The organism is Sphingobacterium phlebotomi (genome assembly GCF_008180195.1).
GTDB lineage: Bacteria > Bacteroidota > Bacteroidia > Sphingobacteriales > Sphingobacteriaceae > Sphingobacterium > Sphingobacterium phlebotomi.
Map to the genome: position 1 here is coordinate 205,459 of NZ_VTAV01000004.1, position 12,197 is coordinate 217,655.

The 12,197-nt window shown below is 44.5% G+C and carries 9 protein-coding genes; all 9 read right to left on the reverse strand.

Translation table 11 applies throughout. The features are described 5' to 3' along the window. Window positions 1-21 precede the first annotated feature (21 nt). A complete protein-coding gene (locus FXV77_RS08905; protein WP_148918866.1) occupies window positions 22-801 on the reverse strand; it encodes a glucosamine-6-phosphate deaminase in 780 nt (259 codons plus the stop codon). Window positions 802-896: 95 nt separating this feature from the next. Then, a complete protein-coding gene (locus FXV77_RS08910) occupies window positions 897-1,961 on the reverse strand; it encodes a LacI family DNA-binding transcriptional regulator (RefSeq protein WP_148918867.1) in 1,065 nt (354 codons plus the stop codon). A gap of 331 nt (window positions 1,962-2,292) precedes the next feature. After that, on the reverse strand, window positions 2,293-3,669 hold the full coding sequence (locus FXV77_RS08915; protein WP_148918868.1) for a DegT/DnrJ/EryC1/StrS family aminotransferase: 1,377 nt from the start codon (window positions 3,667-3,669) through the stop codon (window positions 2,293-2,295). Window positions 3,670-3,682: 13 nt separating this feature from the next. Then, window positions 3,683-4,420: an SGNH/GDSL hydrolase family protein gene (locus FXV77_RS08920; protein WP_148918869.1), complete on the reverse strand. Its 738-nt coding sequence runs from the start codon at window positions 4,418-4,420 to the stop codon at window positions 3,683-3,685. After that, on the reverse strand, window positions 4,417-5,706 hold the full coding sequence (locus FXV77_RS08925; RefSeq protein ID WP_148918870.1) for an NHL repeat-containing protein: 1,290 nt from the start codon (window positions 5,704-5,706) through the stop codon (window positions 4,417-4,419). Before FXV77_RS08925 ends, FXV77_RS08920 begins: the two co-directional genes overlap by 4 nt. A gap of 7 nt (window positions 5,707-5,713) precedes the next feature. Further along, a complete protein-coding gene (locus FXV77_RS08930) occupies window positions 5,714-7,123 on the reverse strand; it encodes a neutral/alkaline non-lysosomal ceramidase N-terminal domain-containing protein (RefSeq protein ID WP_222867752.1) in 1,410 nt (469 codons plus the stop codon). Window positions 7,124-7,136: 13 nt separating this feature from the next. Further along, window positions 7,137-8,498, reverse strand: coding sequence for a DegT/DnrJ/EryC1/StrS family aminotransferase (locus tag FXV77_RS08935; RefSeq protein WP_148918871.1), 1,362 nt, complete (start codon window positions 8,496-8,498; stop codon window positions 7,137-7,139). Window positions 8,499-8,713: 215 nt separating this feature from the next. Further along, window positions 8,714-10,720: a calcineurin-like phosphoesterase C-terminal domain-containing protein gene (locus FXV77_RS08940; RefSeq protein WP_148918872.1), complete on the reverse strand. Its 2,007-nt coding sequence runs from the start codon at window positions 10,718-10,720 to the stop codon at window positions 8,714-8,716. A 69-nt stretch (window positions 10,721-10,789) separates the two neighbouring features. Then, a complete protein-coding gene (locus tag FXV77_RS08945) occupies window positions 10,790-12,190 on the reverse strand; it encodes a DUF4998 domain-containing protein (RefSeq protein ID WP_148918873.1) in 1,401 nt (466 codons plus the stop codon). Window positions 12,191-12,197 lie beyond the last annotated feature (7 nt).

The following is a 12,197-nucleotide window of genomic DNA, read 5'->3' on the forward strand; positions in this document are numbered from 1 at the left end:
AAACTTTGGAAAAGTTACCTTTTACACCACTGGCTTATGAAGATATTGCGCGCTCTCTTTATCAATAAACAAGTGGGTATTTTGATGTTTTCGTAATATAGTAGAGGGATACCGAGAATCCACTTTTTCATAAAGCGTTTGATAGACTGCTCTGGCCTTATTCTTACCAGGCACTATACAGTACAGAAATTTTCCTTGCAATAAAGCCGGAACGGTTAGGGTGACTGCATGCGTCGGTACATCGTCAAAGGCATCAAAGCATCCATCATTTACTTGTTGTTGACGACTTTTATCATCCAAATCCACAATTTTTACCCAATGGGGATCATTAAAATCTGCAACGTGTGGGTCGTTAAAGGCAATATGCGTATTTTCTCCGATTCCCATACATACAATATCGACTGGATATCTTCTCAACAGTTGCTCGTATCGTTCACATTCTTTTTCGATATTGCTTGAATCTCCTTGTATATAATGTACCTGATGAATCGGTACTTTATCAAACAAGTTTTTCTTTAGAAAATACCCAAAACTCTGCGGATGTGCTAAATCTAAGCCGATATACTCATCCATGTGAAACCCAACGATTTTTTTCCAGTCTATATTGGTGTCTTTCCCCAACGTCTCCAAAAACTCGTTTTGCGACGGAGCGGAAGCAAATATCATATATACATAATCCTTTTCTCGTTGCAATTCTTGAATTTTTTTGCTGACCATTTCCGCAGCATCTTTTCCGAGCTGTGAGCGGCCATCATAGGTTCTGACCAGCAACTGCTCTATTTTATTCTCTTCTACTTTCATTAATTTATTTTTTTATATCTTAATTGAAAAAACAGTCTAAAAACATCATCGTGTAGGTACACGTTTATTTTAAAAAAAAGGTATACATCGTATACCTAATTACGGTAAAATCGTTGATTCTCTCGATGAATGATATCAATAGGCATGAAGTATTCTTTTTCTTGTTTTTCCTCGAACATCAAGTATCGATATAATGCTTTGACTCCTCGATAAGCTTGTTCCTGCGGTTTTTCACAAATTAGGAAATCTATCACACCCTTATTAAGAAAATTAATATTTCTATCCAAAAAGTCATATCCTACCAAAAGTATATTTTCCTTTTTCTTCTCCAAAAGATATCGCGCGACTAAAGAAACACGCGAGTTCGTTACAAAAATGAGCTTAATATCCGGATAATCTTTTAAAATCGTTACCATCGTTTTTTTTACTGATGGATAGTCTGTTTCATAGAGATTCTGTTTTAGCATCCTATCGGGATTCCTTTCTGTGAAATACTGACTAAATCCCTCTTCTTTTTTAAGGATATGGTAATCTGAATTGATGTCTTTTGCAATGTTCATTAACAATATCTGATCTGATTCTTCCACCAAGTAATCTACCAAATGTGCTGCGGTATACCCACTGTAAAAAAGATCCGGTCCAAAATAGCTTAGGTTCTTACGATTTGGAATATTGGAATTAATGAAAACAAACGGAATCTTCCTTTTCTGACATGCTTCCGTAAATGAAATTGCTTCTTCTATAAATGCAGGTGCCAACAGCACACCATCCACGGATTCTGCCTGAAGAATCACTTCCGTTTGTTTCACGAAAGAGTCTTTGTCATTCATATCATAAAAAAGCTTCTCTATTTTGACATTATAAAGCATAATTTCATTTTCCGCCTGTATAATGCCTTGCAAAGGCACTGACCAATAGTCCGTTTCTTCCGAAACCTCAGGTATTAATGTATAAAGATACATGGTTTTAGACGATGCCAACCTCCTAGCCAGAATATTAGGTTTATAATCTAATTCCTTGATAATGTCGTTAATCTTCTGTTTGGTCTTTTCCGAAACACCTGTCCGATTATGCAGTACTCTATCCACCGTTGCGATAGAGACATTCGCCCGGCGTGCAATCTCTTTTACACCGACCAGTTCTTTTTCATTTTTCTTCATATAAAAACGTTACAGAATACAAAAATAACGAATACGTAGCACTGCATCATGTTGAAATTCCATCTAATTTGATTACCCTCATAATCATATCATACCTCTCAACAATACTAACAATTGGGAGCTATAAATTGTGTACGTTACCGAATATAAGCCAAACTTTCTTTAATCCAAAATTTTTTTTATCAAAAAAACTTAATATATAGATTGAACGTCTCTATCAGCCCACTCCTCGCCCGTTTTTAACTTCAGGTCCCTAAATAGAAATGGTTTCTCTATCATCTGTGTCCTATTTAACTATTCTATGCTGAACTTTTAGCTGATTGAAACCGGATTATGCTTTATCGATAGCCTTTGCGTGTTTATGTATTTTCCGGATCGCCTCCACTATCTGATCCATATCATTCCTGTCCCCTAGCAACATATTCTGCGTAAACCAAACCGCCTGCTCATCGGCGAGTTTATCATTCTCGGGACATAGGTTACGCTCCAGCCATTCTTTCATCGTCCTCTCGCCATAGATTTTTAGATAATGTTTGTTCGTAGCCAAACTCGTCACATAGTCAGACAGGTTCATCTTACCATAACCCGGCGAGCACGGAACACCTTCTGCGGTCAGTGCGTTCAGGAACTTCTCACGAGACAAGCCTCCGAATCGTTCCCGATCGTACCTGAACATATACAGATGATAGGCACTTTTCGTGGTGCCGGGATATAGCTTGGCAGGGGTAATACCCTCGATATCGCCCAACTGGGTATCCAGATATGCTGCGTTTTCAGAGCGACGTGAGACCTGTTTCTCCAGCCTGTTCATTTGCGCCAGCAAAATATTCCCTTGAAATTCGGTCAGACGCACATTGGTGGCCCGTGTCCCGGCTCCTGTGCCATAGTTACCCACCCGAGCCTGCCCTTGCCCTTGATTATGAAAATTATAGCAGATCTCAGCAAACGTATCATCGTTTGTCATAACAGCCCCGCCTTCCGCACAATTTAGGTTTTTAGACGCTTGGAAACTAAATGCTCCTGCTAAGCCGAAGTTCCCCACCTTCTTACCCTTCCACTCCGCCAAATGTGCCTGACATGCATCCTCAATAAGCGGAATATCCGATTTCCGGGCAATGGTACTGATCACATCCAGATCTACAGGCGAACCCGCCATATGCACGGGCATAATGGCCTTTGTTTGGGGCGTAATAGCGGATTCAACTTTCCGGGCGTCCATCTGGAAGGTTTCGATATCTGTATCCACAAAAACCGGTAGCGCATAATTCAGGACGACCACATTGTATGTCGCGATGAAGGTATATACCGGTATAATCACTTCGTCACCTGGACCAGTATCCAATGCTCCCAATATCGTATAAAGTGCATTCGTACCACTGGAAACTCCCAGTACATTTTTCACACCATTCAGCGCCGCATATTCTTTCTCAAATTCGGCTACCTTAGTTCCGTTCAGCCGCCCCCAACGCGAACTGCGAACGACATCTAACAAGGCCTGCTCTTCTGGTTTGCCGACAATAGGCCACGCAGGAAACACTCCCCGAAATGCCTTTGCCCCTCCTAGGATAGCTGGCTTTCCAGTATCGGAATTGCTGAATGAAAACAACGAGGATCCGACACCCATAACTAAACCTGCGCCCCCAATAACAGCTTTATTGATAAAATCTCTTCTACCCTCATTGGGTATATCTGTGTTTTTCTTTTTCATTTTCCGATTATTTTTATATCTGAATTTTCTTCGCCAGGTTCTCCGCGATCAAGCGATGTCCTTCATCATTTGGGTGTACGCCGTCCAAAAGCAATGATGCATAACCGTCGTGCATTCTGCCATAATCCATAAAAAGTCGGTAATTGTCCGCTAACCCCGTGTGGTATTCTTTTGCCAATGCTCGCACCACCTTCACATATTCATATAAACGCAAACGCTGAAATTCGGGTCTGGGAGCTGATAGCGGATTAGGAGCCATTAACACTACCCTGACCTTCCGTTTCTGCAATTCCGTGATCATATAAACGAGGTTGTCCCGATATTGATCCAGCGAAATACGCGACGCTCCTCCCGGAGTTTTGCTGTCGATATAGGCATCATTCGTCCCAAAGCCTATGATCACAAGGTCAGGATGCTGTGCCAGCACCTCTTCTTCAAAACGATCTCTGCCATGCCGCACGTTGGCAATAGCATTATCATCTATTGTACCCGAATGGCTGCTACCTACACCGGAATTGATTATTTCAATCTGTATCTTTCCGTCCAGCAAATCCGGTAAACGCTGAGCAAAGACCTGATCGACTCCTTTCCTGGGCGCCGTGATAGAATCACCAAAAGCCACTATACGTACAATCTTCCGATCTGGGATCAAGGAAAAACCGACTAGCATCCCGCACAGTAGAAGGAAGAGCGGCGCCCATCGCATCTTTACCAGTGCTTTGAAGACACCGACAATGCATTTATCTATCATTTATGTTCACTATCAAAAGGATTTGGTATTTTAATCAAATCTTCTACCTCATACCCATTATGTTCAAAACGGGCAAGTGAATAAAGTTCCCCGTTATGGCCAACTGCCACGGAGTTTACGTAGGTTGGTCGGCTACCGTCTTCATAGAAAACTGCACCGTGATCCGTATAAGAGTCGCTGGGTATATGGTAGGTTACCACATGCAGGTTTTCCAAGCCCTTTGCTGCACCCTTAGCTATATTCTCCAGTCCTTTTAGACGCTTTCCGTTCTCATAAATCGGTCCGCCTGTCAGGTAATAAATTGTCTCACCGTCTCTTCCCAACTGAAACCCGAGATAACCATAACTGAACTGATCGAACATGCCGCTTTTCTGCGAAGGTTCGGACGTAATCCGGCGTACTATCTCTATAGAACCTTTTCGGGGATCGAAGCGGAACAAATACCCCGAATTCCCATGTATCCCATAAGCGACTCCCTCTGGTGCGTACCAGAATATCTTCCGCCAATTATAACCCATGCTGCCCGGCCTGGTAGGGTCATATTTCCCGAAATAATCAATCCGCAGGTCGACCCCTTCCAATTTATTCAAGGCGGTATCCCCTGGCTGGTACGTGAGGATATCTCCTTCCGCAGTAGACAGGTACACTTTTCCGTCTCTCGGATCTACCAGCAGCGAGCGGCAGATCACACGATAATCCTCTCCTACTACTCCATCTTCACCGCGCCCCGAGGTCAACTCGATATTCCGAATTTCACCTGTATTGATATTGTAATGATAGAAATAACCAAGGGGCCAAGATGTACCGTAAATGTGCCCACGCTCTCCATCTAATGTCATTGCAAGCGATCCCTGTCCTTCAGGAAGGACAGCCAGATCTTCGAAAGTCCCTGATGCCAAGTCGTAAGTCAGAATATGCCCTCCGGGATAGGCTGTATATCCTTCCGGCGGCACCGCATGCGCGCGGTCGACACCATCGACAAGTTCATACACCCCTACATGGGTGGAAAAATAAAGTTTTCCGTCGTACTCATAGAAACGGACATGGCTTTTTCCTTGAGGGATGGCCTTGCTGTCTTTTTGTCCAGTAATCTCATCAAGATCCGCCAATAAGGTCGTTTTATCTGTTACCGGATCATACACATAGATCTGCCCGGCGATATCATAGGATTCCGATGAAAGTACATAGTAAACCCTTCCGTCACTAGCGACGGATATGGCATTATAGGTGTCATGGGCGAGTTCAAACCCTGAATAATAACGTGTTGCAATTAACTTCTTTTCCAATTTTCTGTTATTTAATATAAAGTTCTTGCACTACCGATTGGCAGGCATCGTAAATAATTTTTTCAATAGTGGGATTCCACTTAGCAGGAAGCCCGTACACCATTTGTGAGGTATTACCCTCATAACCGCCTTCTTTCAATACTTTTGAAGAAGGAATATACCCCATCACATCATTGCTGTAGGCCAGCACGAAGGTTTCTGTTCCAAATTGCTGTTTTAAGCCAATGGCGTATTCAATCACCGCTTCACCGGCCAAACTGATGACCAGCTGTCCGCCGAGTGTCAGGGCCTGCACTGGATAGGGATAAGATGTTTCCAGTTGTTCACCATCCGTAAGTTTTCTATGGAGCCGCCGAGCCCAACGAGAACGGTAGGTCTTATCTCCGTCTTTCCGGATCATCTGGTCGAGATCGGCTACTGTCGGCATTTTTGAGAAGAAAAGTTCCACCTCTCTGTAAGCGCTTCGCTGCACTGGTGAAAGCAACTTCATCCCGTTGTCCTGCAATACCTGTTCGACGGCAGCCGCCAGTTCCTTGCCATACTGTATAGCCAAGGGCTTCGTCCGTCTCGGCAGTGGATTCTGATCGCCGGCAGCACCCTGAAAAAACATCGCCACCGCGCCCGGGTATCTGTTCTCCAGTTCTATCTGAGCCACTCCTGGATAGTCGCCAGACCATTCAAAGCCATCCAGCACCGTGGGATGACAAGCATAACTGAACATGATGGTTTTGACTGTCCCATCCCGGCGTTTGGCAGTGATAACAGAAACCGCATGATCACTAGGCCCTTTCAATTCTGTTACCGTGTGCAATGTTGCTACAGGATTATTCCGTCTGTTCACTTGAAATCGTGTCACTCCCGTCCCTGCTTGCAGCGATACCGCTTCCATCTCTGAAGCAGCCTTTAATACCGTGCTAATTACTTTCTTTTCCAACCAGTCCGAATAACGATCTATTTTTCCCTGCTGCCCCTCTTGCAATGGGTAAATATCCTGAAGAGCATCCGCCAGCACTGGCCCGCTGTGTGTATGGGAACTGTTGAGGACAATCTGTCCCTTGTTCACCTGCAGTACCCTGCCTAGCTCCGCCTTGATACGGTCTGCCATGGCCCTTGGGAAGCCCAATATGTCTGACGACACCCATATAGTCCGATAGCCCGTACTGTCGTCCATCACCATCGCTTTTACCCACAGTGCATGCATCTTTCCCTGCGCTGGCTCCTTACGGGCAGCATAACCAGCCATCCAGATATTTTCATCCGGAGTGATGTCTGCCGTAGCCACACCAACTCTCCACTTGCCTTCTGCTACAGATTCCCGCGTCTTGCCCGAAATCGACAAGCAGGTGAGCCAGCAACATATCATCAACAACCACCGATTAGAAAGAGGTATAGCTCTACTTATGCTGATCTTCTTCATTATCATGCTAAACTTAGGATATCTTCTTTTTTATCTGGTCTGCATTTTTGTAGATCCGCTCCATAGCCGAAGCAATCTCTTCCATATCTGTCCGTGGGCCTAGCAACAAATTCTGAGGTAACCACACCGCTTCTTTATCGCACAGCAATTCGCTATTGGCACAGCGGTTCCTTTCCACAAAAAGCTTGAAATCAAGATCAGCCGCACTATATGCATTTGTATACACTGGTGATGTGAACGCATCGTTCAGATAGGCTTTGTCGGTTAACGAATCATAACCCGACGAACATCGAACCCCTTCCGCGCGAAGCGCCTTCAGAAATGCCACCCTGCTCAGACCCTTGAATTCATTTTCCTGAAACCGGAACGGATACAAGTGGTATGCACCCCGTTCTGTCTTGTCATACAGTTTTGCGGGTACGATACCGGGAATATCCCCAACCAAAGAATTTAGGTAAGCAGCGTTATTATGCCGTGTATTGGTTTCTTCGTCCAACCGCTCCAACATGATTAGACCGATAGCCGCTTGGTATTCTGTAAGGCGAACCTTGGTACCCACGATCGCACTGCCACCAGACACCACACCAACAGCAGTACCATAAGGCATACCTAAATTATGATAGGAAAAACAACGGTCCATGAAACTATCGTCGTCACTCACTACAGCTCCCCCTTCTCCAATCGGGAGATTCTTCGAATTCTGGAAACTGAAACACCCAGCATGTCCGATAGTTCCAACCTTTTTACCACCATATACGGCTAAGTGGGCCTGACAACTATCCTCAATGACGATTAGGTTATGCTGACGGGCGATTTCCATGATAGAATCCATATCCACCGGCAACCCCATAATATGCACCGGCAAAATCGCTTTCGTGCGCGGAGTAATCTTTTTTTCCACCTCTCTCGGATCCATTTGGAATGTTGCCGGATCGATATCAGCAAATACTGGCATCGCGCCATTCATCAATACTGCCTGAATCGAGGCAATGAAAGTATACGGTGGCACAATCACCTCGTCACCAGGACCGATATCAAACTGTGATATCGCGGTGATCAATGCATTCGTTCCGTTCACCGTCGTCAAACTCCGTTTTGATCCTACGGCTGTTGCCCAAGCTTCTTCAAACTCAGCTACTACTTTTGCCCGCGACCACACTCCACTACGAACCACCCGCAATAGGCGTTCGTCATCCGTGGCAGGGTTCCAAACGGGCCATTTCGTCCATTGCTTATTTGCCAAAACCGGAGCCCCGCCCAAAATAGCTGGAACCCCTGCAGTTAAAGACGAAGCTGTCAATATTGTTGGGGCAGCTAGCAAACCGGCCCCCATAATGGATCCCTGTCGTAGGAACTCTCTCCTTGAATAATTCATGTATTATATTTTAAGTTTAAATAATGATCTGGAGCTTACAAAAACGCAAATCTGGTAAACCCAAAACATTACCGATTAATTTATATCCTTTCACAAGTGAATACTGGAAAATGCTTTATCATAATTCTCGAGCGTAGTATATTAATTCCGCCGCTCTTCCCCCTATTTCAATAATAACCATAATATTTTTAAAATGCAAAAAAGACGTAAAACAACTATTTCATTTGTGTATGTATTTCTTTAGGACGAACCATGCTTTCTTGGAAAATTCTCCCAAAGCAATCCGTGACTTTGATTTCTACGGTACTGGTAGGCGATGATGCCTGCACCTTGAACATATGTGCCGTTGGGATCGAAACGAAAGCACCCGTTGGTGCCGCATTTCTATTCATTCTTTGTGCGGAGTACGATATGATATGCAGTGGATCCGTGACATGTACCCTCGTGATCGGTAAAGAGACACCGTTTTCTGTCACTTCCACCGTCCAATCTGTATCGTAATTCCATACATTGATGAGAATCTCGTTGTTTTGGTTTAGATTAACGTATTCTCCGGCATAGGTATTCCAAGATACGCCAGTGGTGCTGGGGTTATGTAGCGGAACATATTTATCTTCCGTTAGATGAACCTTGTTCAGGTCATAGGCTCGAAATTGATAATCTTCTTCGTACCCTATACTTTTATACGTCCATTTCAATTGTCTGTCTTCCATTTCCCATATGGCATATCCGCCGGGCGTGCCGTCTTTGCAGATATGGTTGCCGGCGTGTCCATCTCTTCCTGTCCACCACCATGTGGCACAAACTGCTCCGGTATTATGCTCCATGATGGAGGGTGAAAGCCGGACATTATAGTTCGCATGAACGTGCCCCGATAAGATGTTGACGTCTGTGAAGCCACTCAACGCATTGACAAACAGTTGTGACTCTTGTAAACGGAAGACTCTAGACTCCTGCCCACTTCCATTCAGGGAGAGGTTTGAAATAAGTTGAACATGCATCGCGATGACAATAGGTGTGGTCTTGTCTGTAACGGTGGCAAGGTCTTTCTTCAACCATTCCAACTGGTCGGAAACGATCCTCGGACTGTAGGCTCTTGCACCATTATTCTCTTTAAATTCGATATTATCCAGCACGATATAATGCACTTTTCCAATATTGAACGAATAATAAGTAGGACCTATCACCTCCCTGAATTTGTCTTCGGAGATCCAATCGTCAGTATGACTTGGGTTATTATCGTGATTTCCCATGGTATTGAATACTGGGGCATTGATTTTATTCATTTCCCTCAGGTAGTCAGGGAGACCATAGTTAGTCAACAGCCAGTAGGTATCCCACGACATATCACCCAAAGTCAATGCATAGACTTTGTTGCCTGCATTTTTATATTTCTGGATGGATTGGTTGACGTCCGTTAAAAATCCCGTTTGAAATTGGCTAATATCATTGTTTCGATTGGCCAAATGCATGTCACCCAACACCATAACAACATGTTTATTGTTATTGACCGGAGTAAGCTCAAAGTCGTGCGTTTCAACCGTTTCTTCCGGTTGTCTCAGCCGATTGAAAAATAAAGGGGCATTTATATCGGTGGCCACTTCGTAATTACCGGGAATAGAAACAAATACATATTTCGTTTTCTTTGCAGAAGGAAGGTAATATATACCGTTCTCGTCGGTTGCCGTCACTTCAAAACCATCTGATACGACTACATTGGCAAGGCCAACGCCGTCAGCGAAAACAGTTCCTTTTATGGTCATCCCATCTTTATCTGGAATGCTGGCATTGAAAACAAAATTTAAGGCTGTTTGGCCCAGTGTGACTGTTCGGGAACCCCGTTTTACCGAAACTCTATATCCCGAAGTTACGAGCTGTTCTGCCAGTACGATAACCACGGATTCTGCTGATACACGCGAGACATCAATCGCCGCTCTTGGATAGCCGGCTATCAACGGATCAAAAATAACTTGGTCTCCCATAGCAAAGCCTTTGCCCGTTATCGTAAGTTCCATTCCCTTGCTCACGTCTATATTGGAAGGTAAAGAGACATCGGTTATATTGAGCGTATTTTCGTTACCTGATGTAGTGGGATCCGGCTGGGGTGGTTCAGGCGTTTCCGTTGATTTTTCACAGCTTATCAGGTTTAATGTCAACCCCAAACCGGTCACAACTGTACCTCCAATAAAGGCCCGTCGGGTAAAGGTATCTGTCTTTTTCATTTTTTTGAATTACGGGTTTAAATTCACTCTATTTTTGTCATATTAAATAAGAAATGGGAGGGGATATCGTCAATCGACAATCCAGAAAGTCTCTGTCGTATTGAAATCATTGAACACATAAAAATCGCCATTTGATTCCATACCGTACAACGTCGTTCCAACACTCACGATCTTTTCAAATCGATCCCAACCTCTACCGATCCGGCTCTTAAAACCGGGCACCCCACTCACGGAAATCGGGATATTCCACAAGTAACCATTCTGATCGACAGCCAATATAGCTTCGTGGTTGTACAGCATAATCTCTCCATACGCATTATAACCCGTTCCAACAGATGCACCATTCGGAGTTCCCCAAGTGGCATCATTCCGGGCTATCCAAGTATTTAGGGCACCCGCCGCGGACCTGGAAAAAAAGAATCCTCTGGTAGGTAGGTACTGGATATGGCTAAAGCCCGAGCCAAACGTTGCCGCTCCTACCACACTGAGTGCACCGTCTTCCAGCTGTTGCATGGTCACCCTATTGTTGGTGAGAACCCCAATAAACTTGTTGTCATCGTAGAAGAAGAAGTCCCGATACGTACTTCTAGGCGCGATTGCGGGGTAAGATTCCGTTTGAGTCAATTCCCCGTTGGTATCGGCATCGTACGTGATTAGATCACCCGCAGTGTTCCATTCGTATAGCAATGTACCATAATTGTCAAAGTATTTGCTTCCACTCTTTCCTTGAAGCGAAATTTTCGTTCCTCTTTCCGACACTGCCGTAGCTGCGCGGTACACCTGGAAACCGTTATACACCGTATCAATACCCTCAGGCAGGAAAAATACCGTGCGAAAACGAAACTCGTTACCAGCCGAAAAATTGTTCAACGCCACCTCATTGATTTCCGGTTTAATCTCCACCGTCTTTTCCACACCTAAATCATTTGTATAAACAATCTCTGAAAACAACACGCTATCTCCTGCCGAAGAAGGAGACAGCATGAGATTGTATATGGATTGCTCATAATCTAAATCAAAAGCTTGGACTCTTCGAGCACGTAAACCGTCACCAAATTCCAATCCCCAAACGGTAACGGTAGCTGAGGAATAGAGGGAGCTTTCCCCCCGGCTGTTCACATTACGGAACTCAAATAACGTACTTCCCTCCGGCAGGTCGTCCAACGTAATCGAATCCTTCTGTATACCAGATGTATTACGAACAAACTCCTTCACAACGGAGTCCTGCCGCATATTCCAATAGATGATCGTTCGCTCCACCTTCGGATCGGCACTGACATACCATGTTAATTTGGCCCGGCCGAACCCCGGATAATATTCAATCGAATCTACTTTCCCCAGATAAGACCGTTCTTCTCTACCGGCAAACTCCTGTTGGATATCATTCATCTTGTCACAGGACGTCAGTGCCAGAAGCAAGAGCACGGGGAGATACCATGCCTGTGCGAATAATTTTATTATATTTTTCATCTGTTTA

Bases quoted from the DNA above. Each gene is read 5' to 3' on its own strand.
- FXV77_RS08905 (WP_148918866.1), bottom strand. From the start codon at position 801: ATGAAAGTAGAAGAGAATAAAATAGAGCAGTTGCTGGTCAGAACCTAT.
- FXV77_RS08910 (WP_148918867.1), bottom strand. From the start codon at position 1,961: ATGAAGAAAAATGAAAAAGAACTGGTCGGTGTAAAAGAGATTGCACGC.
- FXV77_RS08915 (WP_148918868.1), bottom strand. From the start codon at position 3,669: ATGAAAAAGAAAAACACAGATATACCCAATGAGGGTAGAAGAGATTTT.
- FXV77_RS08920 (WP_148918869.1), bottom strand. From the start codon at position 4,420: ATGATAGATAAATGCATTGTCGGTGTCTTCAAAGCACTGGTAAAGATG.
- FXV77_RS08930 (WP_222867752.1), bottom strand. From the start codon at position 7,123: ATGAAGAAGATCAGCATAAGTAGAGCTATACCTCTTTCTAATCGGTGG.
- FXV77_RS08935 (WP_148918871.1), bottom strand. From the start codon at position 8,498: ATGAATTATTCAAGGAGAGAGTTCCTACGACAGGGATCCATTATGGGG.
- FXV77_RS08940 (WP_148918872.1), bottom strand. From the start codon at position 10,720: ATGAAAAAGACAGATACCTTTACCCGACGGGCCTTTATTGGAGGTACA.
- FXV77_RS08945 (WP_148918873.1), bottom strand. From the start codon at position 12,190: ATGAAAAATATAATAAAATTATTCGCACAGGCATGGTATCTCCCCGTG.